The 25,066-nt window shown below is 67.5% G+C and carries 26 protein-coding genes; 9 read left to right on the forward strand and 17 right to left on the reverse strand.

Annotation, left to right across the window (positions count from 1 at the left end):
- Positions 1-19: 19 nt before the first annotated feature.
- From VH569_RS28590 to VH569_RS28600, 3 genes are all read right to left on the reverse strand, one after another.
- Positions 20-1,387 carry a PQQ-binding-like beta-propeller repeat protein gene (locus VH569_RS28590; RefSeq protein ID WP_423319896.1) on the reverse strand — a complete coding sequence of 456 codons (1,368 nt, stop codon included), beginning with the start codon at positions 1,385-1,387 and terminating at the stop codon, positions 20-22.
- An 8-nt stretch (positions 1,388-1,395) separates the two neighbouring features.
- Complete coding sequence (locus tag VH569_RS28595) at positions 1,396-2,040, reverse strand: tetratricopeptide repeat protein (RefSeq protein ID WP_423319897.1); 645 nt, start codon at positions 2,038-2,040, stop codon at positions 1,396-1,398.
- 308 nt (positions 2,041-2,348) lie between these two features.
- A complete protein-coding gene (locus VH569_RS28600) occupies positions 2,349-2,990 on the reverse strand; it encodes a response regulator transcription factor (protein ID WP_098739653.1) in 642 nt (213 codons plus the stop codon).
- Positions 2,991-3,941: 951 nt separating this feature from the next.
- On the opposite strand from VH569_RS28600, the gene VH569_RS28605 reads away from it, so the two are divergent.
- Positions 3,942-4,679: a response regulator transcription factor gene (locus VH569_RS28605; RefSeq protein WP_244592786.1), complete on the forward strand. Its 738-nt coding sequence runs from the start codon at positions 3,942-3,944 to the stop codon at positions 4,677-4,679.
- 97 nt (positions 4,680-4,776) lie between these two features.
- On the opposite strand, the gene VH569_RS28610 is transcribed toward VH569_RS28605, so the two are convergent.
- The 11 genes from VH569_RS28610 to VH569_RS28660 form a co-directional block, all read right to left on the reverse strand.
- The gene (locus VH569_RS28610) at positions 4,777-6,777 is read right to left on the reverse strand and encodes a methyl-accepting chemotaxis protein (protein ID WP_423319899.1); all 2,001 of its coding nucleotides are present in this window, start codon (positions 6,775-6,777) and stop codon (positions 4,777-4,779) included.
- A 209-nt stretch (positions 6,778-6,986) separates the two neighbouring features.
- Positions 6,987-7,322 (reverse strand): tRNA-binding protein, encoded by a 336-nt coding sequence (locus tag VH569_RS28615; protein WP_423319900.1) that lies wholly within the window; start codon positions 7,320-7,322, stop codon positions 6,987-6,989.
- 184 nt (positions 7,323-7,506) lie between these two features.
- Positions 7,507-7,941: a phasin family protein gene (locus tag VH569_RS28620; RefSeq protein ID WP_098739651.1), complete on the reverse strand. Its 435-nt coding sequence runs from the start codon at positions 7,939-7,941 to the stop codon at positions 7,507-7,509.
- A 173-nt stretch (positions 7,942-8,114) separates the two neighbouring features.
- Positions 8,115-8,813, reverse strand: a complete 699-nt coding sequence (locus tag VH569_RS28625; RefSeq protein WP_423319901.1) for a TetR/AcrR family transcriptional regulator — start codon at positions 8,811-8,813, stop codon at positions 8,115-8,117.
- A 78-nt stretch (positions 8,814-8,891) separates the two neighbouring features.
- Positions 8,892-9,374: a YbaK/EbsC family protein gene (locus VH569_RS28630; RefSeq protein ID WP_423319902.1), complete on the reverse strand. Its 483-nt coding sequence runs from the start codon at positions 9,372-9,374 to the stop codon at positions 8,892-8,894.
- A gap of 33 nt (positions 9,375-9,407) precedes the next feature.
- Positions 9,408-10,097, reverse strand: coding sequence for a calcium-binding protein (locus tag VH569_RS28635; RefSeq protein ID WP_423319903.1), 690 nt, complete (start codon positions 10,095-10,097; stop codon positions 9,408-9,410).
- A gap of 103 nt (positions 10,098-10,200) precedes the next feature.
- Entirely contained in the window at positions 10,201-11,061 is an 861-nt protein-coding gene (locus tag VH569_RS28640; protein WP_423319905.1) for a hypothetical protein, read from the reverse strand.
- A gap of 173 nt (positions 11,062-11,234) precedes the next feature.
- Positions 11,235-12,059, reverse strand: a complete 825-nt coding sequence (gene proC / locus VH569_RS28645) for a pyrroline-5-carboxylate reductase (protein WP_423319906.1) — start codon at positions 12,057-12,059, stop codon at positions 11,235-11,237.
- A gap of 55 nt (positions 12,060-12,114) precedes the next feature.
- On the reverse strand, positions 12,115-12,618 hold the full coding sequence (locus tag VH569_RS28650) for a YbjN domain-containing protein (RefSeq protein ID WP_109048371.1): 504 nt from the start codon (positions 12,616-12,618) through the stop codon (positions 12,115-12,117).
- A 223-nt stretch (positions 12,619-12,841) separates the two neighbouring features.
- Positions 12,842-13,216 (reverse strand): accessory factor UbiK family protein, encoded by a 375-nt coding sequence (locus tag VH569_RS28655; protein ID WP_423319907.1) that lies wholly within the window; start codon positions 13,214-13,216, stop codon positions 12,842-12,844.
- Positions 13,217-13,331: 115 nt separating this feature from the next.
- Entirely contained in the window at positions 13,332-16,598 is a 3,267-nt protein-coding gene (locus VH569_RS28660; protein ID WP_423319908.1) for an AsmA family protein, read from the reverse strand.
- Positions 16,599-16,874: 276 nt separating this feature from the next.
- Between VH569_RS28660 and VH569_RS28665 the strand changes: the two genes are divergently transcribed.
- Together VH569_RS28665 and VH569_RS28670 are read left to right on the forward strand one after the other, a co-directional pair.
- Complete coding sequence (locus VH569_RS28665; protein WP_109048374.1) at positions 16,875-17,057, forward strand: DUF4169 family protein; 183 nt, start codon at positions 16,875-16,877, stop codon at positions 17,055-17,057.
- Positions 17,058-17,234: 177 nt separating this feature from the next.
- The gene (locus tag VH569_RS28670; protein ID WP_423319909.1) at positions 17,235-18,047 is read left to right on the forward strand and encodes a DUF2189 domain-containing protein; all 813 of its coding nucleotides are present in this window, start codon (positions 17,235-17,237) and stop codon (positions 18,045-18,047) included.
- Positions 18,048-18,110: 63 nt separating this feature from the next.
- Here the strand turns inward: VH569_RS28670 and VH569_RS28675 are convergent, their stop codons facing one another.
- On the reverse strand, positions 18,111-18,308 hold the full coding sequence (locus VH569_RS28675) for a DUF1192 family protein (RefSeq protein WP_174471935.1): 198 nt from the start codon (positions 18,306-18,308) through the stop codon (positions 18,111-18,113).
- 120 nt (positions 18,309-18,428) lie between these two features.
- Here VH569_RS28675 and VH569_RS28680 point away from each other — a divergent pair, with 120 nt between their 5' ends.
- The 5 genes from VH569_RS28680 to VH569_RS28700 all read left to right on the forward strand — a co-directional run bounded on the left by VH569_RS28680 (position 18,429) and on the right by VH569_RS28700 (position 22,199).
- The gene (locus VH569_RS28680) at positions 18,429-19,445 is read left to right on the forward strand and encodes an NAD(P)H-quinone oxidoreductase (RefSeq protein WP_423319910.1); all 1,017 of its coding nucleotides are present in this window, start codon (positions 18,429-18,431) and stop codon (positions 19,443-19,445) included.
- 285 nt (positions 19,446-19,730) lie between these two features.
- Positions 19,731-20,345, forward strand: a complete 615-nt coding sequence (locus tag VH569_RS28685; protein ID WP_109442700.1) for a DUF1013 domain-containing protein — start codon at positions 19,731-19,733, stop codon at positions 20,343-20,345.
- A gap of 65 nt (positions 20,346-20,410) precedes the next feature.
- Positions 20,411-21,004 carry a UbiX family flavin prenyltransferase gene (locus VH569_RS28690; RefSeq protein ID WP_423319911.1) on the forward strand — a complete coding sequence of 198 codons (594 nt, stop codon included), beginning with the start codon at positions 20,411-20,413 and terminating at the stop codon, positions 21,002-21,004.
- A 122-nt stretch (positions 21,005-21,126) separates the two neighbouring features.
- On the forward strand, positions 21,127-21,807 hold the full coding sequence (locus VH569_RS28695; protein ID WP_109452532.1) for a carbonic anhydrase: 681 nt from the start codon (positions 21,127-21,129) through the stop codon (positions 21,805-21,807).
- A gap of 131 nt (positions 21,808-21,938) precedes the next feature.
- The gene (locus VH569_RS28700) at positions 21,939-22,199 is read left to right on the forward strand and encodes a hypothetical protein (RefSeq protein WP_423319912.1); all 261 of its coding nucleotides are present in this window, start codon (positions 21,939-21,941) and stop codon (positions 22,197-22,199) included.
- Here the strand turns inward: VH569_RS28700 and VH569_RS28705 are convergent.
- A complete protein-coding gene (locus tag VH569_RS28705) occupies positions 22,175-23,962 on the reverse strand; it encodes a tetratricopeptide repeat protein (protein ID WP_423319913.1) in 1,788 nt (595 codons plus the stop codon). The two genes, VH569_RS28700 and VH569_RS28705, sit on opposite strands and share 25 nt — an antisense overlap.
- Positions 23,963-24,157: 195 nt before the next feature.
- On the opposite strand from VH569_RS28705, the gene VH569_RS28710 reads away from it, so the two are divergent.
- On the forward strand, positions 24,158-24,589 hold the full coding sequence (locus VH569_RS28710; protein WP_423319915.1) for a hypothetical protein: 432 nt from the start codon (positions 24,158-24,160) through the stop codon (positions 24,587-24,589).
- A gap of 1 nt (position 24,590) precedes the next feature.
- Here the strand turns inward: VH569_RS28710 and VH569_RS28715 are convergent, their stop codons facing one another.
- Positions 24,591-25,049 (reverse strand): TIGR02444 family protein, encoded by a 459-nt coding sequence (locus tag VH569_RS28715; protein ID WP_423319916.1) that lies wholly within the window; start codon positions 25,047-25,049, stop codon positions 24,591-24,593.
- Positions 25,050-25,066: the final 17 nt, after the last annotated feature.

Here is a 25,066-nt window from a genome sequence, read left to right on the forward strand (position 1 = left end):
AGACGGAGGAAATCCGCGATCAGCGGAACGCGACGAGCGTTCCGTTGTCGCACAGCACATAGAGAGTGTTGTTGGCAACGACCGGAGACAAGTAGGAACCGGTTGGCAGCGAACGGGTCACCTCGACCTTGCCGTCGGACGGCGACAGGCCGAGCAGCTGGCCGTTGGAGCCGGCGACCCACAGGCGGCTGCCCGCCATCACCGGGCCGGACCAGACGATCGGGCCGGACCGGTCCTCCGGATCCGTGAAGCGGGCGAGCGGTGCCACCCAACGGACCTTGCCGTTCTGGCGGGCCACCGCGACCACTTCCTGGTCGTTGGTGACGGTGAACAGGTAATCGCCGGCCAGCCAGGGGGTCTGGACGCCGCCGATCTCCGTTTCCCAGATACGGGCGCCGATGCGCTCGTCGATGGCGACCATGCGGCCGGAATGGCCGATGGCATAGACGGCGCCGCGGTCGACCACCGGCAGGCCGCGGATGTCGGCCAGATTGCTCAGCGCACCGCTGCGGCGGATGTTGGCGAGGCTGTCCTGCCAGGCCACACGGCCGTTTTCCGGACGCAGGCCGAACAGCTCGCCCGAGGAATAGGGGGAGACGACCAGCGTGCCGGTCGCGGCCGGGCTGGCGGCGCCGAGCAGGCCGGCGGTCTCCAGGATGCCCTGCTGCGACCACTGCACCGCACCGTCGTCGGTGGACAGCGCGATGGTCTGGTTGTCCAGCGTGATGACCAGCACACGGCCGCCGGCAACCGTCGGCGCGCCGCGGACCGGACCGGCGATGCGCTTGCGCCACAGCACCTTGCCGCTGCCGGCGTCGAACGCCAGCACCTCGGCGAAGCCGGTGGCGGCGTAGACGCGGCCGTCGGCATAGGCGACGCCGCCGCCGGTGGCGCCGCCGCGCTCGTTCTCCGGACGGGTATCGAACCGCCACAGCGACTGGCCGCTGCGCTCGTTCAGCGCGGTGACGTGCGAATCGGCATCCATCGCGAAGATGCGGCCATCGGCGATCACCGGCGTGCCGAGCAGCGCGCGCGAGCTGCTGGACCCGGCGCCGATGTCGGCGCGCCAGGCGTCGGACGGGCTTGCCGACAAGGCGAGGTTGCCCAGCACATGGTCCGGCGTGCCGCCCGGCTGCGCCCAGGCCGCGTTGGCGACCGGCGGCGGCACGGTGACGGCGGTGGCGGCGAGCTGGGCGTCCGGCTCCACCTTGCGCTCGCGCTGTAGCACTGCGACCCGCTTGCCCGGCAGGGGCGGATCGGGCGTCTTCCCCATCCAGCTGTCGATGGTGTCGCAGCCGGCGAGCAGGACGGTCAGCAGCGATGCCGACAGCAGCGCGGCGCGGCGGATCGAACCGACCATTGCGGTCTTCTCGGTCTTGGTCTTCATGGCCCGGCTCAGCCCTTGCCGTAGAGGGAAGCGAGATCGGCGGCGCGGCCGCGCACGCCCGACGGGGCCTGCTGGTCATCCGCCAGTTGCTTGTAGAGCGTGCGCGCCTTCTCGGTGTCGCCGGCACGGGCGGCCAGCATCGCCGTCAGCTCGCGCGCCGAGAAGCGCCAGGGGCTGGTGTCGGCGGTCAGCGGCTGCAGCTTCGCGGTCAGCTGCGCCGGGTCGCCACTGTCGGCACGCTGCATCACCCCCATCAGGGTGGCGAGGTCGCGGTACTGCGCAGGCACGGAGGCGTTGCCGGCGATGCCGTCATAGACGGTCGCGGCGTCGCTGCCCTTGCCCTGGCGGATCATCAGCGCCGCGGCGTTGAACTGGGCGATGGCGGCGAGGCTGGGATCGGCAGAGCCGGCGAACGCGGCAAGCGCGTCGACACCCTTCTCCGGCCCCTGACCGCTCTGCGAGATGGCGGTGACGAGGGCGGCGGTCTGCTCCTGCTTCTTCTGTGCCTGCCAATGGCGCCAGAAGCTGTAGCCGCCGGTGCCGGCGACGACCAGGACGGCCGCGGCGATCATGGCGCCGCCATACTTCTTGAACAGGTGCTCCGCGCGGTCCCGGCGCAGATCCTCGTCGACTTCGCGGAAAATATCGCTCATGGCGCTGCGGTGGCGTCCTTGCGGTGGCGGCTTCGCGCACGGCCCGGATGGCGGCGCGGGTCAGGCGGAACCCAGCCGGCCGGCAATCCGGACGGATGATTCCACAAGATCAAGAGGGGCGGATAGCATCGGGCAACCCACCCGGTCAAGAGGCAGGCTGTTTCGCGGTGAGGGGATGTGGTCGCAGGCAAAAGAAAATGGGCCGCGGAGGCGATGCCCCGCAGCCCAGTCCACGACCCGGACGTGCCCCGAATCGGTCGATTCCAGTCGAGAACCTTCGCGGCTCACCCCGACGCAATCTTGGCGGCTTACGCCGACATGGCGGCGGCGGCGATGACGGCCTGGGTGCGGTTCTTGACGCCCAGCGACTTGAAGATGGCGGTGACGTGGATCTTCACCGTGCCTTCCGACAGGCCCAGCTCATAGGCGATCTGCTTGTTCGACTTGCCGAGACGCAGGCATTCCAGCACTTCGCGCTGGCGCTGGGTCAGGCCGTAGCCGGCGTTGCGGTCGGACATGTCGACGGTCCGGCGGCGCGGGGCGGCGTCCATGCTGGCGGTCAGGGCGCCCGGCGGCAGGTAGATGCCGCCCGAGAACACGAGGTTCAGGGCACCCATCATCACCTTCACGCTGCTCGACTTCGGGATGTAGCCGGTCGCGCCATGGTCGAGCGCGCCGCGGATGTCGCCCAGCGCTTCCGACGCGGAGATCACAACCACCGGCACACCCGGCTGCAGAGCCTGGATCTCGCGCAGGCCGTCGAAGCCCGGCCAGTTCGGCATATGCAGATCCATCAGGATGATGTCGAAGGTGCCGCTGGTGCGGCATTGCTCCAGAACCTCGTCGAAAGTGCCGGCCTCCACGAAGCTGGCATCGCCCTGCAATTGTTCCAGCAGACGCCGCAGGCCTTCGCGGAACAGCAGATGGTCGTCCCCGATCAGAATCTTCATGGTCCCCGTCATCCTCGCTCGCCGGCCCTTGCCGGTGCCGCCCGCTTTGCGGACGACCGCCCGTCAGGGCTTGTTGTCGATCTTGCCCGGTGCGCCCCCGCGGCACCCGGGTCACCGATTTCATGCCGCTTGCACGGCTTGGTGGCCGATTTTTGCTGCGACCCCGTTCGGGCATCGGCCGGAAGGCTGTCTGCCGTTGTGGGGCTGTTCTTCTCTGTGTTGAGTATCTGATACCACGATCGGAAGGGGCTCTGTATCCCGACAAGGGCCATAGGTCATTCGAAGCCGCCACCCTCCTTCGAGGCACCGTTCGTCATGCGACCGGCAAGAAACGGCTCTGCCTAAGGTCATAGAGTCTATTGCGTCCGCGAATAGAGTTATCGCGCACATCCATTGGATTCATTCGATCCGGACGGGTTCATTCAAACAGAGACCTGCTGTCTCCATTATCGACGGGAATTTTTCTGGAACCTTGCCATCTTTGCGGCGTTCGTGTGGCAGGGATGCGGCTAATCCCGATTCGAGCACGCAATAGAGGAGGGAAAAGCCGTTGCAAAACCGAAAGGATAGCCCTGAAGGATGCCTGTACCAACGCGCATTCCCGTGTGACCCGGCCAGCACACATCATTCCATAGGTGTTACCGTTTCGAAACCTGAGGCGACCAACAAGGAGACGGGAAGCGATCTTGGCTGATCATCCATCGCCTGATTTACGAAGAGCACCAATCATTTCTAAATCACGCGGTGCGAACAGGACTTCCCGAACCCCGACAAGGAGGGAGTCTGCGGTCCGCACGGAAATACTTTCATCTCCGCAATACTCCCCGACGACGTGACCCAATCCATGACGTGCCTGGGCCAACCGGCCGGTTCCTCCTCAACCCTTAGATGCAGGCGGCAATGCCCTGAGCCGGGCCGGCCGTGGATGCCTCCTCCAGACAGAGCTGACCCATGCACACACACCATGAGTACGCCCATGAGAAAGCATCTCACCAGACCCGCAACGCGGTGACTCCCATGCATGTCTGCCTGATCCTCGACAACAACGCGCTGACCGAGAACGTGGTCCAGCAGCTCGACCGGGGCGGCCGCCATCGCGTCACGGTCCTGCACGACATCGGGGAGCTGACCCAAAGCGCACTGACGCCGGATGCGATCCTGATCGGGTTGCAGCAGTTCACCGCATTGCGCGAAAACGAACCGATGGTCTATCTGCGGCTGTCGCGTCGCTCGCGGATCGTCGTCGTGCTGTCTTCCCGCGAGTTGCTGGACGCCGCCCATATCCTGGCCTTCGCCGACGCCTGGGTGTTCGAAGATCTGAACGTCGACCGCATCAACGAGCTGCTCGACCTCGGGCTGGAAGGCCATTGCCTGATGCCCAAGCAGTTCCTGTCGCGCCTGGGCGTGGACGAGATCAGGCTGACGCTGCTGCCGCGCCTGTCCGATCCGGAGTTCGAGACGCTGCGCCTGCTGGGCGAGGGCATGAACAACCGGACCATCGCCAACGCGCTGGACCTGTCGGAAGCGGTCATCAAGTCGATGGTGCGCAGCGTGCTGTCCAAGCTGCATTTCCGCAACCGCACGGAAGCGGGCGTCTTCGCCGCCCGCCAGCAAGGCGCCCTGGAACAGGCGCGGACCGGGATGACCCCGCCGCACGTCCACGCCGCCGTTCGCCGGGCCGGGGTCTGACGAACCCCGAAACTGAGATCGGAACCGCGCCGGAACCGTCAGGAATCCGCGCGGTCCGTCACCCCTCCCCGGCCGGGACCCATCCGGACAGCAGGGATCAGGCCGTCAGGCGGCGTCCGGCCATCGCCTCTTCGAATCGGTCGAAGCGAGCGTCGAAGGCCTGCCGGTCGATCTCCGACAGCCGGAAGCGGATGCGCACCACCCCCTCCTCCCGGTTTAAAGCCTCGAAGGGCATGGCCACGCCCAGGTTGTCGAACAGCAGGGTGCCGCGGGCGCCGACCGCGTCGGCCTCGGCAAGCGCCGCGCCGTGGCGGGAGATGTCCAGAAGCCGGACGGTCGAACGGCCCTCCGGCCCCTCCACGGTGCAGGGCGCCTCGACGCGGTAACGCGGCAGGCTGCGGCGGTCGACATCGTCGGTCGCCGTGCGCACGGCGCGGACCAGCACATGCATCAGTTCGTCGATGCTGTGGGTCACCTCCGACGCGCCGGCGCGCAGCACGTCGGCCCGCTCCTCCGTCACCTTGGCCTCGCGCGATACCTCGTCGATACGGGTCGACACATCGGTTGCGGCACCGGCGGTCTGGGCGACGTTGCGCGAAATCTCCTGGGTCGCCGACGCCTGCTGCTCCACCGCGGCGGCGACCGTACCGGAAATGGCGTCGATCTCGCCGATGGTGCGGCTGATGTCGCGCACCTCCTCCACGCTGCGGGCGGTGACCGACTGGATCTCGGCGATCAGGCGCGAAATCTCCTCGGTCGACCGCGAGGTCTGGTTGGCAAGGTTCTTCACCTCTCCCGCCACGACGGCGAAGCCCTTGCCCGCCTCCCCTGCCCGCGCCGCCTCGATGGTGGCGTTCAGCGCCAGCAGATTGGTCTGGGCCGCGATGCCCTGGATCAGTTCCGCCACGTCGCCGATGCGGCCGACGGCCGAGGACAGCGATTCGATGGTGGTCTCGGTCCGGTTGCTGGCGGCGACGGCGGCGCGGGTGACGCCGGCCGCATGGCCGACCTGGGTGCCGATCTCCTCGATGGAAGCGGAAAGCTGCTCGGCGGCCGACGACACCGCCTGGGCGTTGCTCAGCGCCTGGGCCGCCGCCGCCGCGACGTTCTGGGCGTTGGCGCCGACCAGCCCGGCCGACTTCGCCATGGCGCCGGCATTGTGGTCCATCTCCTGCGTCCGGGCGGCGACCCGCTCGACCGCATGGCGGCTTTCCAACTCCACCGTGTCGGCCATCGATTGCAGGGCCCTGCGCTTCTGCGCCTCCCCTTCGATGCGCTGGCGCTCCTGTTCGGCACGCAGGCGTTCGGCCTCGGCCATGCCGTCACGGAAGACCAGGACGGAGCGCGACATGGCACCGATCTCGTCCAGACGCTCGGCGCCCGCCACCCTGGCGGTCAGGTCGCCCGACGACAGAGCGGTCATCACATGGCTGAGCTGGCCCAGCGGGCGCAGCAGCCGGCGCGACACCAGATAGCCCGGAACCGCCAGCACGACGGCGCACAGCACCACCAGCATGGTGGCGAAGCGCATGCTGTCGTCGAAGGTCTTGAACACCTCCGCCTTCTTGATGCCGACATAGAGGATGCCGACCGGGTTGCCGGATGCATCCTTGATCGGGTCATAGGCGGCATAGTAGGGCTCGCCCAGGATCTCGACCATGCCGCGGAAGGGCGCCCCCCGGCGCAGCACCGAATCATAGGCCGGCCCCTGCGCCAGCGTCGTGSCGACGGCACGGCTGCCGTCGGCGGCGGTGACGTTGGTGGCGATCCGGCGGTCGCCCAGGAACAGGGTGGCGGTACCGCCGGTGATGCGCTTGATCTTGTCGACCACCAGATTGTTGTCGTTCATCACGACACCGTCCAGCAGCAGCTTCCCGTCGGCGACGGAGAATCGACCGCCGCGCTCCTGCAACGACGACCAGGCGATGTCCATGCTGAGACGCTGCATCTCGATCGCCTGCCGTTCCAGATCGCGGACGATCACCTGTCCGATGGCGAACAGGATCGCAGTGCTGAGGACCAGCATGCCGACAAGATTCAACACGGTGACTTTCGTGGAAATCGAAAGCCGGCCGACGAAGGAGCGCAGGGCGTCCATGGGTGCCATCCACCAGAAAAACATATTGCAGATGCGAAGTCGTAGTCGCTCCGTACTATGCCATCCTGTTTAAACTGCATTCATTTAAAATACACATTACCCCTGCGGCAACTTGTCGCCTTATGGCGTCTGCATCATTTCAACCCTGAGGCGATATTTCAGAACATGAAGCATGTTTGAATCTTTCACGACGACTTGTCGGAACGACCTCAGAACAGCTGGGAACCGTCCGGCACCGAGTGATCCGGACCGACCAGCACCACGGCACCCTCGGCATCGGGCAGGCCAAGGCACAGGACCTCGCTGGTGAAGGGGCCGATGCGCTTGGGCGGGAAATTCACCACCGCCAGCACCTGCCGGCCGACCAGGGCATCGGCTCGGTAGTGGTTGGTGATCTGGGCCGAACTGCGCTTGGTGCCGATCTCGCCCCCGAAATCGATGGTCAGCTTGTAGGCCGGCTTGCGCGCCTCGGGAAAGGCCTCGACGGCACGGACGGTGCCGACGCGGATATCGACCTTGGCAAAATCGTCGTAGCTGATGGTCATGACGGATCCGATGCGGTTCTGGCGATCCGCGCCAGGGTAGCGCGCCAGGGTCGGCATCGGAATGGGCAAGCGCACGCCACCTCCATCGAACCAGAGTGGGGGCCGAACGAGACAGACGCCGCAAGCGAAAAAGGGGCCGCCGATGGCGACCCCTCTTCGTGGAAATCCGGCTGACCGGAAAGGATCAAGCCTTCGCCTTGGCGATGGCGGCCTTGACCTCGTCCAGGCTGTCCGAGACGCGCTTGGTCAGGATCTCGGCGGCTTCGGTGTTCGACTTGGCGATCATCTCGCTCAACTCGCGGATGTTCGACAGTGACTTCTCGAAGGCGGTCTTGACCAGATCGGCCTGCTTGGCGGCCTTCTCTTCCGGGGTACCTGCAGCCGTCAGCTCGCCGACGGCGCGGTTCACGTCTTCGGCGACGGTGCGCAGCACTTCGGCCTGACGGCGGACGATGGCCTGGAAGCCTTCGAAGGCAAGCTGGTTGGCGGCGGTAACCGCCTCGATGTTGCGACGCTGGCTGGCGATGATGGACTCGACGTCCACACCCGGAACCTTCAGGTCACCCATCAGCTTGGACGGATCGAATTCGAGGAAGGGGTTACCGCTGATCTTGGCCATGTTTCTCATCCCAGCATCGGTGTTTGCTGCCCGCATCTGAATACGGGCATGTTGCGTCGCAACATTACAGAGGCCGACTATGCAGATTGCCGAAAAGTTAGTCAATCCGCTTTTTTGCGCCGCAGCATAACCTTGGCGGGAAAAACTCCCCACCCCGGCACGCCGCGCCGTTGCTAAATGCCTGATGCCATGGACTCTGTTCCCGATTGCTTGCCAAGCGGCCCGCGCGGCCGGGTCCAGCGGCAGAAGGTCGCGCCCCAGCGTTCCGCCCCGCGCAGGGCGTTGTCCAGCGCCGCCATGGTGCGCGACAGGTCGGCGGTGTCGTCATCGAGGAACACCCGCATGACACGGGCATGGACGGTGCCGAGGCCGGCCACGAGTGCCGCCCCGCCGCGCCGGTCAGGATCGATCCCCGCCGCGCGCAGCATCCAGGCCATGGAACGGCCGAAGGTGCAGGTGAAGGCAAGCGCCGCCGCCGGATCGGCCGGCAGGTCGCGCACGACCGACCGCAAGCCCTCACGGTAGGGACGCAGCGCGTCGAAGCGGCGCATCATCACGTCGAACAGGCGGTCGCGTACCGATTCGGTCGGATCGACGGGAGCATCACCGGCCAGAACGGTGGCGTCGGCGACGCGCGATACCGCCGCCAGCACGTCGGCGCGCCCGCGATAGCGATGATGGAAGCGAGACAGCGGGATGCCGGCGGTATGCGCGATCTCCAGCAGGCCGACGCGCCGCCAGCCCTTCTCGGCCGCCAGCCCCATTGCCGCCGCCGCAACAGAGCGGTCGAGCGCATCGGAGTCCGCCAGATCGACTGTTGGATCGGAGCGGAAGCTGTTGTCTTCAGGCTTGTCGGACGACATGTCGGACATGGCACCACCTCCAGGCGACAGGGATTGCCTTATAAGGTGGTGCGTGGACGGGCGAACGTCACCCGTCCAACCGTTCAATCATGCCTTGCGGACAGCTTCCACCCGGCCGCCGGTCATACTGACCAGATCGGCGGGGGTCAGGCGGAAAACGGCATTGGGCGTACCGGCCGCTGCCCAGATGGTTTCCAGCCGAAGCAAGTCGTCATCGATCATCACCAGCGGCGGCACGGCATGGCCGATGGGCGGAACGCCGCCGATGGCGAAGCCGGTCGACTCGCGGACGAACTCCGGATCGGCCCGTTCGATCTTCTCGCCGATCAGCCGGCCGACCGCCTTCTCGTCCACCCGGTTGGCGCCGCTGGCGACGACCAGAACCGGGCGGCCAGTCTCCTTCGTACGGAAAATCAGCGATTTGGCGATCTGAGCCACCTCGCAGCCGACGGCATTGGCGGCATCCTCAGAGGTGCGGGTGCTGCCTTCATGCTCGACCACGCGATGGCCGAGGCCGATGCCGTCGAGCAGGGCCTGGACGCGGGCGGCGGAAGGGCTGAGCGCCGTCACCGGTACCACCCCTTGCCGCCCTGGCGCGAAGGATCAACCGATGCGGTACAGGCTGCCGCCGACGCCGAGATATTCGACAACTCCCTGGGGATCTCCATTTGCCGCTCCGTAGAAGTTGGCAACGGTAACTGCTCCGCTAAGGATACCGTCCGCCTGATAGTCGCTCGAGGAATAAATGATCAGGTCGTTCGAATAGGTACCGGAACCGTGTGAAAACCTGACATCCGAAATGTTTATTCCATTGAGATAAAGAGTATCGTCAGATCCTGAGAAATCGAAAATGGTGTCGAACCCATCGTTCTGACTAAAATCATATACGTAATTGTCGCTGTAGTTGCCCCCAATCAAGGTGTCGTCGCCCTGATTTCCGATCAACCAATCTATGCCCGATTCGGTGGGCTGATCCCCTATGAGAAGATCGTTTCCGGTACCGCCATAAAGCGTATCATTGTTGTTTCCGCCGATGAGCGTATCGCTTCCATCATGTCCGATGATGAGGTCGTCCTGGTCTTCACCGAAAAGAAGGTCGTTGCCTGCCCCTCCAGCAAGCGAGTCGTTCCCCTGCCCTCCCTTCATACTGTCGTTACCGTCATCGCCATTGAGAACGTCATTGTACGGCGATCCGAAAACAATATCGTCTCCACCACCCGCATTGACAGTAACGGCGACATTGAATGGCCCAAAGGTTTCCGAGTTCTGATTTCCATTATAGGTCGGCATCATGTCCTCATCTTATGGATTTTATTGGAAATTTGACCATGGGATAGCAATCATCGACTCGCATGTTGCGAGCGATGCGATCCGCATCCCTCAACCGAGTTTAGATCTAGTCGCGCTGAAGGGATTTGAGTGCCGTGTAGAGGCCCGCGGCCTTTTGAACATCGGCGTCATCGTTGCCGCGCGTGAAAAGAACTGCGCCAACAACCGCGTCGGCTCCGGATTTGCCATTGGTAACGGCATACCGGTGCATCCCCGACTTCCCGGACTGGTCGGGCGACGACAACGCCGAACTCAAGGATCCCGACAAAATGGATGCAAGCAAGCCGTTGGCCGTCGCATCGCCGGAATCAAGATCAACAATGCTCATCTGGTCATCCGGAATATCGGCCGTGCGATCGAAACTGACGGATGACAACAAGGTGGAAGAGCCGCTTCCAACATCCTGCCGGCTCACGGAGACCTCGCCAAGTCTCGCATTGGCCAGTGACGACGGATCGTAGGGATCTTCAGCGCCGCCCTCTTTCATAATCGCTGACATATCGGGACGCACCACCCCGGCCGCAGCCAGCGATTTACGAATGATGTCGTTGGCAGCCCCCCCAAGAACGGCCACCTCGTGGTCCGACGTGTTGAGGGCGTTCTTGGTGAAGTCCGAAACCTTTCCCCAATAGTCCGACAACTTATTGGACCAGTCGGAAAATGCGTTCATGAAGTTCGCAACGCCGACATTCCTTATCTTGTCGTTGCCGGGCATGGAGATATCCGATGGGGTGTACCCCTCGCCGATGGAATAGGACATTCCCGGCTTGAGATTCTGGATGGCGGATCTGAGATCGACGACCACCCCTGAGGCTCCCCCCGCAGGCCCGGCATTCGCCGGCGCCACAGCGGGTTTTTGAGGATTTGCCTGAACTGTGCTTGACAGCCGGATGTTTCCGGCCATCGCCGGATCTGATGTCACCTTCATGACGCGCTCCTTCGCGGGGTGAGCCGCCCGGTCCGGCCCCCCCGCAACCTGGCACGTCAGTCCCCAGCCCTAAATGCCCCTAAAGCGTGTTCAGGATGCATCGTTTCGTCACTTCCGGCAATCAGAAACTCTCTTCAAAGATGCAAATTCTTTCGCGGCTTCGATCTATCCATTCAACCGGCCAATTCGCGCGACCGCCGGGTGGCGGCGGCGATGGCGGTGGTCATCACCGGCTGCACGCCCTCCGGCGCCATCAGCACCTCGAGCGCGGCCTGGGTTGTGCCGTTCGGGCTGGTCACCGCCTTGCGCAGATCGGCGGCCTCCTGCTGAGGCGAGGCGTCGAGCAGCGCACCGGCCCCCGACACGGTGGCGCGGGCCAGCCGCATCGCCAGATCGGCCGGCAGTCCGGCGGCCTCGCCGGCCTTCGCCATCGCCTCGACCAGGAAGAAGACATAGGCCGGGCCGCTGCCCGACACGGCGGTGACGGGATCCAGCAGCCCTTCGTCCTCCACCCAGGCGACATCGCCGACGGCGCGCAGCAGGCGGTCGGACAGGTCGCGCTGGTCAGCGCTGACACGGGAATTGGCGACGGCGACGGTCATGCCCCGGCCGATGGCGGCCGGCGTGTTGGGCATGGAGCGGACCACGACCGTCCCCTCTCCCAGCAGCCGTTCGAAATAGGCGATGGTCTTGCCGGCGGCGATCGACAGGAAGACGGTGTCGGGGCCGACCAGGGCACGGTAGGACGGCAGCGCCTCCTCCATCACCTGCGGCTTCACCGCCAGGACGACCACGTCGGGAACTAAGCCGTCCGGCAGGGCGTCGGCGCCGGATGCCAGGGTGACACGGGCGTCGCCCGCCACCGATTGCGGCAGGCCGGCGCGGTCGACCACCACGACGCGCGACGCCGTCCCCGCTGCAAGCCAGCCGTCCAGCATCGCCCCGCCCATCTTCCCGCAGCCGACCAACAGCAGCGACGCACCCGATTCCGCCGTCATGACCCCTGCCCCTCTCCGGTTCACCGGGGCTTTCACGCCCAGGCATCTTGTCTTGTTACGCTTCGCCCATGGTGTCGAGAATAGCAGCGGACACCGCCTCGGACGCCGACTTCCCGCCCCAGATCACGAACTGGAAGGCGGGATAGAAGCGCTCGCATTCCGACAAGGCGATCTCCACCAGATCCTCAAGCTGCTCCACCGCGGCGCCACGCGCCCCACGCAGCAGCATGGTCTGGCGGAACATCGGCGTATGCTCTTCCGAGCAGACGTCGAAATGGCCCAGCCACATGCGGCCGTTGACCTCGGCCAGCAGCTCGGCGACGGCGGTGCGGCGGGCGGCCTGGACCTTCATGTCGAACTGGCAGGAGAACTGCATCGCGGCAACGTCCGGCTGCCAGACGAAATAGAGCCGGTAATCGCACCAGCGCCCGCCGATCTCGACGACCAGTTCGTCCTCGGTGGCGCGGTCGAAGGGCCATTCGTTGGCGGTGACGATCTCCTCGACCACGTCGAGCGGATTGTGGGCGGAAGTGGTGGTTTCGACGGCGACTGCCGACATGTCCGCGTCCTCCTGTGAAGGCGCTATGGGCGGTACCGTTCACCAGGACCGAAGAGACGCGCCGGCGACAGCGCGCGGTCCGGGCCAATACCCCAAGATGATGAAAAAACGGGCTGAATCGAGGGCGAGACTGGCGCCGGCGCACACCCATCCGGCCGCGGGAAGCGGCGCGGACAGGGACGACGGGAGGGGGCGTCGGGTGTGTGGGCGGCGGCGCCGACGCTCAGGCGGCCGGGGTGGCCTTGCCGGGCTTGCCCTCTTCCGGCTTGGCGCCCGCCGGATCGGCCTCGACCACGGCGGGGACACCGGCGGCCTCGACCGGGACCGGCAGCGGCGCCTTCGCGGCGCTCAGCGATGCGACGGTCGCCTCAAGGGCGGCCAGCCGCTCGGCCATCGCCTCCTGCTCCTCGCGGGCCTTGGCGGCCATGGCGCGGACAGCCTCGTATTCCTCGCGGCTGACCACGTCCATCCGCGACAGAACACGTTCGAGCTGGGCACGAAGCTGGCCTTCGGCCTCTTCGCGCAAGGACGAGAAGGCGCCGAGAGCGCCACCCGCCACACGGGCGAGATCGTCCAAAATCCTGTTGTCCACCTGCATCGCTCTGACTTCCGGTTACCGTTCGTTCATTATGGACGCCGCGCGCGGCGACTTCAACGCCCTTGGCCGTGTGGGCAGGCCGTCAATTTCGCCGGGGCATTATTTGGGCCGGCCGTCATTTCGCGGGCGCCGCGTTGAAGCGGTCGCGCAGCGCCTTCAGGTCCAGGGTCTGGGTCGGGCCGGCCCAGGGACCGGTCATGCGCAGGGTCAGCGGCGGCAGGTCGCCGTCCGTCTTCACCTTCAGGGTCAAACCCAAATCCACCTCCTCCTCGGCCAGCGAGACGGTGCCGGCCAGCGTGCCGTCGGCCGGCGCGGTGGTCAGGCGGGCATCCTCGGTGCGGATCACCCCGTTGTCGATGGCGAAGCGGGCGTCGAGCCGGTCGAGCTTCGTCTCTCCGCCCCGGAGCGCGCCGGCGACCGCGGTCAGCACCTCCTGTGTGCGCTCCACCCCGGCAAGGCGGCTGCGCAATGCCGCGAGGTCGACGCCGCGCAGCACGCCGCCCGACGCCACCGCCCGGCCGCGGCCGGTCAGGCTGCGGAGCAGCGCGTCGCCATGGCCGCTGCCCGACAGGGTCACGTCGAGATCGACTGTGCCGCCGCTGAGGCTGAGCCCGGTGAGGCCGGACAGCGCATTGCCCGTGTCGGCCTTGATGACGGTGAGATCGGCGTCGAGCTTCGGCGCCTGCCCGGCCGCGGTGGCGAGACGGCCGCTGAGGCCGATCTGGCCGCCCTGCCACTCACCGTCCAGCTGCTCCAGGGTTGCGACGCCCTTGGACAGGGTCGCCCGCAGCGCCGGCTGGGCGATGCGCTGCCCGCCCACTGTCAGGGAGGTGGAGGTCAGGCCGAGGCGACCGTCCAGCGACTGCATCCAGGCGAGGTCGGACAGCGGGTCGGCCGGTGTTGCGGCGGGATCGCCAGCGGCGGAGGCAGGGCGACCGGCGCCGTCGCCGACCAGCGGGGCGTTGCGCAGCCGGTCGAGATCGAGGTCGCCGGTCTGGATGTCGGCCTGGAAGGCGGGGCGTTCAGCCTTGCGGTCCAGCACCAGCTTGCCGCGCAGGGGCACGCCGGCGACCAGCCCCTGGAGGTTGTTCAGGGCAGGAGACGCCGCCGAACCCGACATCTCGCCATAGAGATCGAGCGGGCCATAGGCGCGGGCCAGGCCGGTGTCGGTGAACAGGGCGGCGATCCGCCCCATCTCCGGATGGGTGAGACGAAGCTTGAGGTCGGCGCTGGGCGTGCGGTCCAGCCCAAGTAGAACGCCGCCGGCCTCCAGCGTGCCGCCGAGCATGCCGGCCGAGGCCTCCACCGCCAGCCGCTCGCCGTCGCCGGCCAGCCGCGCCTTGGCGCTGACGGCACCCAGCCGCTCCGGCACCGGCAGGCCGCGCGGCCAGGACACCGCACTGGGCAGGCCACCCAGCGACTTGGCATCGGCCGTCAGGGCGAGATTCACGCCGCGCAGCGGGATCAGGCTGGCGACCTGACCGTCGATGCGGGCCTGGAGGCCGGCGATGTCGTCCACCTTGGCCTCGCGCACCGTCAGCGCGCCGGAGGCGACCGTGGCGTCGAGGCGCAGCCCCTGCACCGGCAGCCCGCCCACCGTCAGCTGCCCGACCCGCAGATCGAGGTTGGCGTCGGCAATGCCGATCATGCGCTGCGGTGTCTGGGCGGAACCGGTGGAGCCGTTGGCGGTCCCATTGCGCGGGCCGACGGCGCGGTTGGCCGGCTGCGCAGCGGTCTGGGAGGACCCCTGGGAGGGCGCCTGGGCGGTCGTGGGGTCGGCCGGCAGGTAGCCGTCCAGATTGAGGCGGTCGAGCTCCAGCCGGGCGCCGAAGGCGGGACGGCCGCGGTCGACATAGGCGATGGCGCCGCTGAGGCGGCTGCTGTCGAAGCGAAAATCGAGGCCCGACAGCTCGAAGCGGTCGGCATGGCCCTGGAGACGGCCCGACAGCGAGGCGCGGCGCAGCCGGTCGGCCGGGACGCCGTGCAGGTCGAGCTTCGCCCAGTCCAGCAGGGCGCGCAGGTTGTCGGCGTTCGCCTCCATCCGCACATCCAGCGTCGGCTGGCCGCCCGGCGTCGTCACCTCCCCCGCCGCGACGAAGTCGGAGCCGCCGGGCAGAAGCGCGCTGATCCGGTCGATGTTCAGCCGGCCGCCGGAGAGGCTGGCTTCGATCCGGCCCTGCCGCACCACGCCGCGGTTATAGGCGATGGCGTCGACGGCGACATCCAGCTTGGCCTCCACCCCGGCCGGCAGCACGACGGACAGGGACTGCGCCTTGCCGCCGCCGGAAGCGTCCACGGTGCCGGACGCGGCGGATGGGGCGGACGCGGTGTTGCCGGCGCTGCGCGCGCCCTGCGCCAGCCAGGCATCGAGGTCGAGACGGTTGACGGCGAGGGTCAGTTCGGTGCGCGGTTCCTCGCGCTTGGCGGGATCGCCGGCGCGGAGCGTGGCGTTGCCGGTGGCGCGCGTGTCGCCCAGTTGCGCTTCCAGTCCGGAGAAGGTGGCGAGGCTGGTCCCCGCCTCGACCGTCGAGCGCAGGCTGAAGGGCTGGGCCAGCGCCGCCGGGGCCCAGGAGGATTTGGGAGAGTCGATCAGCTTGGCGAAGTCGCTGCCCTCGGCGCGCAGATCGCCCTGGACCTTCGAGCCGTTCCCGCTGTTGCCGCCGCCGGTCAGGATGCCGGCGAAGCGCAGGGTGGCGTCGGTGTGCGGCATCGACAGGGTGGCGCGCACCGGCACCGCCGCCCCTTCGGTGAAGCGGCCGGCGGTCGCCTCGCCATGCAGGGACAGGCCGCGCAGGCGGAAGTCGCCCTGGATCTGGAAGGGGCCGTTCAGGCTGCCGGCGGCGATGCGGGCGCTGAGGCCCGCCACCGTCTCGGTCCGGCCGTTGCGGTCGTCGCGGTAGATAATCGTGCCGTTGTCGATCAGCACCTGATCGAAGCTGACGGCGGAAACCAGCCCCTCGGCCGCCCCCAGCCCGTCGCCGCCGCGGGTACCGGCAGTGGACAGGTCCCAGTTGATGCGGCCGTCCTTCAGCACCTCGACCACGAAGGTGGGTTCAACCAGCGCAATGCTTTCGACCTGGATGCGGCCGCCCAGCAGCGGGCCGAGCGCCACCCGGGCGTCGAGCTTCTTCAAGCGCACCATGTCGGGTTCGGCGGCGCCGGCGGCGTTGGCGAGCCGGGCGTCGCGCACCGTCAGCGCCGGCGACGGCAGCAGGGTGAAGCCGACATCGCCCCGCAACTCCACCTGCCGGCCGGTCGCCTGCGACACCCGCTCGGCGATGATGCCCTTGTAGGCGTTCCAGTCGATGAGGCTCGGCGCCGCCAGCAGCAGACCGGCCGAAACCGCCAGTCCGGCCAGTGCAGCGATCAGGATCTTCTTCACCGGGTTTCCGCCTTCCCTGCGACCGGCCCTGTCGTCGGCCGCGCCCCTTTGCCACGTCTATACAAAGACCAGTTCCCCCACCCACCGCACCGTCCGCTTCCGGTGCGCGCCATCCTTCGGTAAGCTAGCGCCCGCAGAAGAAACAAGCAATTTGGGCAATCCCACGGCCAAGTCGGGATCTGCCCGGATTTTTCGCAAAGTTTTTCCGTCCCGCCGCCCGCCGGAATCGGCCGCGCGGCGCCGAACCCCCTGAAAACAGCCACCGGAGACCGTGCCATGGGCGACGTGGTCAACCTCAACCGTTTCCGCAAGACCCGCGACAAGGCGGAGCGCACCCGGGAGGCGGAGGCGAATCGGGCCCGATTCGGCCGCACCAAGGCAGAGAAGGAGCGCGACCGCAAGGACGCCGAGCGGCGCACTCAGACTTTGGATGGGCATAAGCTGGATGGGGAGGACTGACCGCATAAACCGAAAGCACGGCAAAGACCAAGCTGTGAGGTGGGAATAACCTCTGCTTTTTTGTTACTATTGGGTATGCCAATAGTTCCCTATTGCGACTATCGGGGCGGTTGTGTGACAGTGCCGGTCATGGGCGCCGGCGGGCGCTTTCCTAGGCTGATGGGGAGGGCCGTCTTCATGGTCGACATGACGTCTTTTCGCGGTTCGGTGCAGACGCCTCAGACGCAAACCCCCAGCTGGCTGCCGGCAATCCGCTCGGTCGAGATGGACCGGCCATGGGTCTGGCTGGCGTCGGCCTGGCAGGACATGATGGCTGCCCCCGGCATCAGCTTTGCCTACGGCGCGCTGGCGGTGATCTCCAGCCTGGTGCTGGTGGTCGGGCTGGCGACGCTGGACATGGAATATCTGCTGCTGCCGATGGCGGCCGGCTTCATGCTGGTCGGGCCGCTGTTCGCCGTCGGGCTCTATGAGACCAGCCGCCTGCTGGAGCTGGGCGAACGGCCGACGCTGGCCAAGGTGGTTGCCGCCTATCGCCGCAACGGGGTGCAGATCGCCGGGATCGGCATGGTGCTGATGCTGGCGCTGCTGGCCTGGATCCGCGTCGCCTTCCTGATCTTCGCCCTGTTCTTCTCCGGCGAACCGCCGGCGCTGGACCAGCTGGTCGACCGCATCTTCTTCTCGGCGGAGACCATTCCCTTCCTGCTGATCGGGACGGTGTTCGGCGGGATCATCGCGACGGCGGTGTTCTCCATCGCCGTGGTGTCGGTGCCGATGCTGCTGGACCGTGAGACCGACGTCTTCACCGCCATGGCGACCAGCATCGCAGTGGTGCGCGCCAACGTCAAACCGATGGTCGCCTGGGGCTTCCTGATCGCCCTGTTCATGAGCGCCGGGATGGTCACCGGCTTCCTCGGGCTGGCCATCGCCCTGCCGGTCGTCGGGCATGCCTCCTGGCATTGCTACCGCGATCTGGTCGGCATCGGGCGATGACGTAGGGCAACACACTCCGCAAGCAGACGAAGCCCCTCTCCCCCGGCGGGAGAGGGGCTTTTTTCATCCCTTCTTGAAGAAGGCCTCGGCCGCCGATTTCTGCGCCTGCTTGGCGGCAATGGCGGCGCGGGCGCGGGTGATTTCCGCTTCCAGCGTGGCGATGTAGGCCTCGATCTCGGCCACGCCCATCACGGTCAGATCCTTGGGCGCCGGCTTGGCCTTGCGCGGCTCCAGATCCTCGAAACGCTCGTCGATGGCCATGATCGGGTCCCTCCCCCTGCCGTGTTTTCAACCCGTTGTCCGGCTTGTCAGACCGGTTGGGCAAATCTACCTTTCGGGCCGGACATTGCCAAACAGACAAAAACGGAAGGGATGACCGCCATGGGTCTAAGCTTGCCCGACAGCATGCGCTGCGTCGAGATCACCCAGCCCGGCGGGCCGGAGGTGCTGCGCCCCGCCCGCCGCCCTGCCCCGGTGCCCGGCCCCGGCGAAATCCTGGTGGAAGTCGTCGCCGCCGGCGTGAACCGTCCCGACACGCTGCAACGCCAGGGCCGCTACGACCCGCCGCCGGGCGCATCCGACCTGCCGGGGCTTGAGCTGTCCGGCACGGTGATCGCCATCGGCGAAGGTGTGGAGAACTGGGCCAGCGGCGACAGGGTCTGCGCCCTGGTGGCCGGCGGCGGCTATGCCGAATATTGCGTGGTGCCGGCGGTGCAGGCCCTGCCGGTGCCGGGCCCGCTGTCGATGGTCGAGGCGGCGGCGGTGCCGGAAACCTTCTTCACCGTCTGGACCAACGTGTTCGAGCGCGGCGCCCTGAAGCGCGGCGAGACCCTGCTGATCCATGGCGGATCGAGCGGTATCGGCACCACCGCCATCCAGTTGGCCAAGGCCTTCGGCGCGACGGTGTTCACCACCGCCGGCAGCGACGACAAGTGCCGGGCCTGCGAGGAGCTGGGTGCCGACCGCGCCATCAACTATAGGACCGAGGATTTCGTCGCGGTCATCCGCGAGGCGACCGGCGGTCGCGGCGTCGATGTGGTGCTGGACATGGTCGGTGGCGACTACATCGCCCGCGACATCGACATCATGGCGGTGGACGGCCGTCACGTCTCCATCGCCTTCCTGCAAGGGGCGAAGGTGTCGCTGAACATGGCTCCGGTGATGACCAAGCGGCTGACGCTGACCGGATCGACGCTGCGCGCCCGCCCGGTGGCGGAGAAGGGCCGCATCGCCACGGCCTTGCGCGAGCATGTCTGGCCGCTGCTGGAGACCGGCGGCATCAAGCCGCAGATCCACGCCACCTTCCCGCTGGAACAGGCGGACGAGGCGCACCGGCTGATGGAAAGCAGCGCGCATATCGGCAAGATCGTGCTGACGGTGGGGCCGGACGCAGCCTGATTTTGCGCTTTTCTTCGCCGCTGCGGCGCCGTCGGGCTTGCCATCCGCTGCCAAGACAGGTTAGCAGAGGCGAGCGGGCGGCCGGGATTTCCCGGTGCGCCTGCGCAAGCATGCTTACGCGGACCGGTATTCGCCCTATATCGTGGTGACGAGAATGGGGCGGCTGCCCCCGGAGTCGCGAAGCCGGGTCGCGAAGCCGTCCCCGCGCCGCATAACCAGTTTGAACGGCCGGCCGCACCACCCGCCAGCGGGTGCGGCCGGTAAAGAAGTTTGTCAGGAGGGATGATGGCTCTGCCCTTGATGCCGAAAGCGACAGCCGTCTGGCTGGTCGAGAACACGTCCTTGTCCTTCGAGCAGATCGCCGCCTTCTGCGGCATGCATTCGCTGGAAGTCCAGGCCATCGCCGACGGCGAGGTCGCGGTCGGCATGGTGGGGCTGGACCCCATCGCCAACGGCCAGCTGACCAAGCAGGAGATCGAGCGCTGCGAGAAGAATCAGGACCTGCGCCTGAAGCTTCTGGTCGCCGACCTGCCGCAGGTCGCCTCCCGCTCCAAGGGTCCGCGCTACACCCCGATCACCAAGCGCGGCGACAAGCCCGACGCCATCGCCTGGCTGCTGAAGCACCATCCGGAGCTGTCGGACGCCCAAGTCTGCCGCCTGATCGGCACCACCAAGCCGACCATCGCCGCGGTGCGCGACCGCACCCACTGGAACGTCGCCAACATCAAGCCGCGCAGCCCGGTGATGCTGGGCCTCTGTTCCCAGCGCGAGCTGGAAGAGGCGCTGGCGCTGGCGATCCGCCGCGGCGGCGTGCCGCGTGCCCCGGAGGATGCCGCCGAGGACTTCTACGGGGAAGGCCGCGAGGACGACCGCTATTCCGAACAGGAAGACGCGCACTGAGGGGGGTGTCCCTCTCCCCGAGCGGGGGGAGGGAATACCGCTTGAAGAGAGCTTAGAATCCGGCCATGACCGATCCCACCACCCCTCCGCCCCGGCTCGTCGTCGGCATCAGCGGCGCGTCGGGAGTGATCTACGGCATCCGCATGCTGCAGACGCTGCGGCGGCTCGGTGTCGAATCGCATCTGGTGGTCAGCCGGTCGGCCGAGGTCACGCTGGCGCATGAAACCGCCATGAAGGTGGCCGAGCTGCGGGCGCTGGCCGATGTCAGCTATGCCGCCGCCGACATCGGTGCGGCCGTGTCCAGCGGCAGCTTCCGCACGCTCGGCATGGTGGTCGCCCCCTGCTCCGTCCGGACGATGAGCGAGATCGCCAGCGGCGTCACCTCCACCCTGCTGACGCGGGCGGCCGACGTGGCGCTGAAGGAACGGCGCCGGCTGGTGCTGATGGTGCGGGAGACCCCGCTGCATCTGGGCCACCTGCGCACCATGACCGCGCTGGCCGAAATGGGGGCGGTGATCGCGCCGCCGGTCCCGGCCTTCTACGCCAAACCGCAGGGCATCGACGATCTGGTCGACCATTCCGTCGGCCGGGTGCTGGACCTGTTCGGGCTGGACGCCGGAAACCTGCGGCGCTGGGGCGAACGTCAGGGAGACACCTGACCCGCGACGGTCGCCTAACAGGTGGCTTGGAGCGCGGGCGCAATGCCATTATACCGCTGTCGATGCACCACGACGCGGAACCGGCATCGCCGCCGGCCGGCGCCAAAGGGGAAAAGCCCATCATGCCCTTCAGCAGCAAACCGTCCGAGCCCATCCGCCAGCTTCTGGCCGGCATCAAGGCATTCCGCGCCCGCTATTACGAGCGGCGCCCCGACAGCATGCGGCAGCTGGCGACCGAAGGGCAGCACCCGGAAGTCCTTCTGATCGGCTGCTCCGACAGCCGCGTCGACCCGGCGCTGCTGACGATGGCGGAACCCGGCGAGATGTTCGTCGTGCGCAATGTCGCCAACCTCGTCCCGCCCTACCAGCCCGACGGCGCCTATCACGGCACCTCGGCCGCCATCGAATATGCGGTCAAGGCGCTGAAGGTGTCGGAGATCATCGTGCTGGGCCATGCCAAGTGCGGCGGCATCCAGGGCCTGATCCGGCTGCGCGCCGGGCAGAAGGCGGAGGACGATTTCGTTTCCCCCTGGGTGTCCATCGCCGGTTCGGCGCTCGACCCCTATGTCGGGCCGGAAGGCTCCGAACAGGCGCGCGCCGATGCGGAGAAGCTGCAGAACACGCCGGCGGTGATCGAACGCGCCGCGGTCCGCGCGTCGGTCGAGAACCTGATGACCTTCCCCTTCGTCCGCGAAGGGGTGGAGGCCGGCACGCTGAACATCCATGGCTGGTGGTTCGACATCGAGTCGGGCGAGATGTGGGCGATCCATCCCGTCACCCGACTGTTCCAGCCGGTCGAGTGAGCGGCTCGGCGAGCCGTTTCAGACCAGGAAGCGTTAACCCGAGTGCCGGCACGGGATTTGCCGGCCCCCTGCCCTGTTGAGGGCGAAGGAAGAACTCTCCTTCGCAATCCTCATAAGGGAAAGGGACTGCCATGAAGACCGCGCTCCGCTTCGTGATCGTCGCCGCCGTGCCGTTGGCGCTCGCCGCCTGCAACCAGACCAGCAGCAACAGCGGTGGCGGGCTGTTCGGCAACAGCGGCGGGGGTGGGCTGTTCGGGTCGGGAAATTCCGATTCCTATGTCCGCAACGGCCGCTGCGACGATCCGCGCTACAACACCTCCAACGGCGGCCATGCCGAGTCCGGGACCGACGATTACGACTGCTCCCGCTACGGCAACGGCCTGAAGCGCTGAGCCAGCGCCGCCAGTTCCGCGGCCATGCGCCCGGCGACCGCAGGCCAGTCGCCGGGCGCCTGCTGCCGGAACAGGCAGGCGGTCGGATACCAGGGGCTGTCGTCACGGCCGGTCAGCCAGCGCCAGTCCGCCGAGAAGGGCAGCACCACCCACAGCGGCACGCCCAGCGCGCCGGCGAGATGGGCCGGACCGGTGCAGGACGACACAACCAGATCCAGGTTCGCCATGATCGCCGCGGTGTCGGCAAAATCCGATATGGCGCTCCCCAGATCGGTGAAGCTCTCCGGCATGACGCTCTCGGCGAGGCCGGCACGTCCCGGCCCCATCTGCAATCCATAAAATTGGCAGCCCGGCACATCGAACAGGCCACGCAGACCGGCGAGCCTGGGCGAGCGCTCCTCGTCGCCGGGGAAGCGCGGGTTGCCGGCCCAGACGACACCGACACGCAGCGCGTCCCGCGGCCCCAGCCGCTCCCGCCAGCGGGCGACGCGCGCCGGGTCGGGGCGCAGATAGGGGATATCGGCGGGCACGCCGTCGAGGCCGGTGGCAAAGGCGTGCGGCAGGCTCATCAGCGGACATTCGAGATCGAAGGGCGGCAACGGATCGCCACGGGCGATGACCTGCGCCGCCCCCTCAAGCCCGGTCGTCAGGGGCAGCAAGGGCCGCTGCACCTCCAGTACCACCCGGCCACCGCGGGCCGCCACCAACGGGACATAACGCAGGAACTGCAACGTGTCGCCCAGCCCCTGCTCGGCATAAAGCAGGATGGTGCGGCCGTTCAGCGGCTCGCCCTGCCACGATGGCTGATGGAATGGCCGCCAGGGCGGATCAGCATGGGCGTCACGGCGGCGCCAGTCGAACTCGGGCCAGCCGCGCCGATAATCGCCGGCCATCAACCGGGCGAAGCCGAGATTCCAGTGCAGGCCGACATCCTGCGGCCGGTCGGCCAGTGCGTGTTCGAACGCGACGGCAGCCTCCGCCGGGCGAGCCATGGCGACCAGGGCGATGCCGCGTGCCGCATGGACCGACGGGTCGGGTCGCAGGCGCTCCGCCATGGCGAAGGCGTCCAGCGAGTCCGGGAAGCGGGCGAGCTTGGCCAGGACGGCGCCCAGCACCTCCCACGGCTCGGCAGCATTGCGGTCGAGAGCCAGAGACTCACGGGCGGCGGACTCAGCCTCCGCCCAGCGGCGCTGGGCCGCCAGGGCGGCGGCAAGCGTCGCAAGGGCAACCGAACGGGTGACGGCAGACCGGGCGTTCAGGTTCAGCGAGCGGCGGGCACAGCGTTCGGCCGCCCTTGCATCGCCGCAGGACAGCAGAGCGGCGGCGCGGTTCGCCAGCGCGTCGGCATGGTCGGGCGCCAGGGCCAGCGCATGGCCGGCGGCCGTCAGCGCGGCCGGCACCTGCCCCAGCCGGCGCAACGCACCGGCGCGGCTGGCATGGGCATCGGCGAGGTCCGGCATCAGGCGCAGCGCCCGGCCATAGTGCTGCACGGCGTCGTCGAGGGCGCCGGCGGACTGCTCGACGCCGGCAAGGTTCGACAGCCCGCCGGCCCCGTCGGGACGCAACGCCACGGCAAGGCGCAGGCAGCGCTGCGCCGCCGCCTGCCGGCCGGTCTGGGCGGCGAGCACCCCCAGAAGCTGCATGGCGTCGGCATATTCGGGGTCGGCGCCGAGGATTCGGCGGTAGATGTCCTCCGCCTCCGCCACACGACCCGCCTGATGGTGGTCCAGCGCGATCAGCAGGGCCTGCGACAAAGTAACCATCGGCACACATGCGAAGTGATGGAGGGAGTAACGGGCTTGCTGCCGGGAACGGGATCATGCCTCTTCGGAACCCGCCCGGTCCAGCCGGGCCTATGCCTGAAATCGTCGCAAACGGTCACAGAATTGGGATTTTCCCTGGATTGTCATGACGCTGACCCATCGTTATTGTCCGCGCCGTTCTTCGAGGAGCGGATCATGACCACCCGCCCAATCCGGGCACTCTTCTGCCACTCCGGCCTCCGCCGGTTTACTCTCGCCGCCGCCCTGACCGCCTGGTTCGGAACAGTTGGTTTCGGGATCGCCGCTGTGCAGGCCAATGAGGGTGCCAAGCCGAACGGCTGCCCATGGGCCCAGGACGTGACGCTGGAGATCAACGGCAAGACGCTGACCCTGAAACAGGACGCCTTCACCACCACCAGCTCCGAACCGCTGGAGATCGAGCAGTTCAAGGTGTTCCCGCTGATCGACCAGTTGAAGCTGCGCATCATCGGCCCGAAGGGGCGCGAGTGGGAGGCGGCGCTGACCCGTCTGGTCAGCGGCAAGCGGTGCAGCGCCTTCTATGCCGGCAAGCCGGTGCTGGTGTCCAACACCGTGCGCGATCCGAACGAGCTGATCCTGAACCGCTAGGTCAGTTCCCCAGCACGCCCGGCAGCACCCTTACCAACTCCTCCAAAGCCGGGTCGCCGCCGGGCACCAGCAGCGCCATGTTGGCGGCGGCAAGCTCCACGCCGCCGCCCGGCTGCGGGGTGAAGCCCGCCGCGGCGAACAGGCGGTCCTGCTGGACCCGCTCGGCCTCCAGTTCCGCGGCCTTCATGCGGCGATAGAAGGCGTCGTCCTCCGCCTTGGCACGGCGGCGCAGGGCGCGCAGTGGACGCACAACCTCCTCCCGCCAGCCGGCGACCGCCCCGTCGATACGGGCCAGTTCCTCGGCCGACAGGCGGATGCCGCATTCCAGGCCGGCCCAGGCGGCGAACAGCAGCACATTCACGTCGACCCCGCGCCGGTCCTGAAGGGACAAGCAGCAGGCCGGCACACCCGGCCGCCCATAGACGGCCAGGGAGAAATCCCAGAACGGATTCGCCGACATGCTGCCCATCTCTGCCG

The sequence above is a fragment of the Azospirillum sp. 11R-A genome (genome assembly GCF_049472615.1).
GTDB lineage: Bacteria > Pseudomonadota > Alphaproteobacteria > Azospirillales > Azospirillaceae > Azospirillum > Azospirillum palustre.

Bases quoted from the DNA above. Each gene is read 5' to 3' on its own strand.
- VH569_RS28595 (WP_423319897.1), bottom strand. From the start codon at position 2,040: ATGAGCGATATTTTCCGCGAAGTCGACGAGGATCTGCGCCGGGACCGC.
- proC (WP_423319906.1), bottom strand. From the start codon at position 12,059: ATGACGGCGGAATCGGGTGCGTCGCTGCTGTTGGTCGGCTGCGGGAAG.
- VH569_RS28615 (WP_423319900.1), bottom strand. From the start codon at position 7,322: ATGACCATCAGCTACGACGATTTTGCCAAGGTCGATATCCGCGTCGGC.
- VH569_RS28675 (WP_174471935.1), bottom strand. From the start codon at position 18,308: ATGGCCATCGACGAGCGTTTCGAGGATCTGGAGCCGCGCAAGGCCAAG.
- VH569_RS28665 (WP_109048374.1), top strand. From the start codon at position 16,875: ATGGGCGACGTGGTCAACCTCAACCGTTTCCGCAAGACCCGCGACAAG.
- VH569_RS28680 (WP_423319910.1), top strand. From the start codon at position 18,429: ATGGGTCTAAGCTTGCCCGACAGCATGCGCTGCGTCGAGATCACCCAG.
- VH569_RS28670 (WP_423319909.1), top strand. From the start codon at position 17,235: ATGGTCGACATGACGTCTTTTCGCGGTTCGGTGCAGACGCCTCAGACG.
- VH569_RS28640 (WP_423319905.1), bottom strand. From the start codon at position 11,061: ATGAAGGTGACATCAGATCCGGCGATGGCCGGAAACATCCGGCTGTCA.
- VH569_RS28700 (WP_423319912.1), top strand. From the start codon at position 21,939: ATGAAGACCGCGCTCCGCTTCGTGATCGTCGCCGCCGTGCCGTTGGCG.
- VH569_RS28710 (WP_423319915.1), top strand. From the start codon at position 24,158: ATGACCACCCGCCCAATCCGGGCACTCTTCTGCCACTCCGGCCTCCGC.
- VH569_RS28705 (WP_423319913.1), bottom strand. From the start codon at position 23,962: ATGGTTACTTTGTCGCAGGCCCTGCTGATCGCGCTGGACCACCATCAG.
- VH569_RS28620 (WP_098739651.1), bottom strand. From the start codon at position 7,941: ATGGCCAAGATCAGCGGTAACCCCTTCCTCGAATTCGATCCGTCCAAG.
- VH569_RS28600 (WP_098739653.1), bottom strand. From the start codon at position 2,990: ATGAAGATTCTGATCGGGGACGACCATCTGCTGTTCCGCGAAGGCCTG.
- VH569_RS28695 (WP_109452532.1), top strand. From the start codon at position 21,127: ATGCCCTTCAGCAGCAAACCGTCCGAGCCCATCCGCCAGCTTCTGGCC.
- VH569_RS28715 (WP_423319916.1), bottom strand. From the start codon at position 25,049: ATGTCGGCGAATCCGTTCTGGGATTTCTCCCTGGCCGTCTATGGGCGG.
- VH569_RS28690 (WP_423319911.1), top strand. From the start codon at position 20,411: ATGACCGATCCCACCACCCCTCCGCCCCGGCTCGTCGTCGGCATCAGC.
- VH569_RS28635 (WP_423319903.1), bottom strand. From the start codon at position 10,097: ATGATGCCGACCTATAATGGAAATCAGAACTCGGAAACCTTTGGGCCA.
- VH569_RS28625 (WP_423319901.1), bottom strand. From the start codon at position 8,813: ATGTCCGACATGTCGTCCGACAAGCCTGAAGACAACAGCTTCCGCTCC.
- VH569_RS28605 (WP_244592786.1), top strand. From the start codon at position 3,942: ATGCACACACACCATGAGTACGCCCATGAGAAAGCATCTCACCAGACC.
- VH569_RS28685 (WP_109442700.1), top strand. From the start codon at position 19,731: ATGGCTCTGCCCTTGATGCCGAAAGCGACAGCCGTCTGGCTGGTCGAG.
- VH569_RS28590 (WP_423319896.1), bottom strand. From the start codon at position 1,387: ATGAAGACCAAGACCGAGAAGACCGCAATGGTCGGTTCGATCCGCCGC.
- VH569_RS28650 (WP_109048371.1), bottom strand. From the start codon at position 12,618: ATGTCGGCAGTCGCCGTCGAAACCACCACTTCCGCCCACAATCCGCTC.
- VH569_RS28655 (WP_423319907.1), bottom strand. From the start codon at position 13,216: ATGCAGGTGGACAACAGGATTTTGGACGATCTCGCCCGTGTGGCGGGT.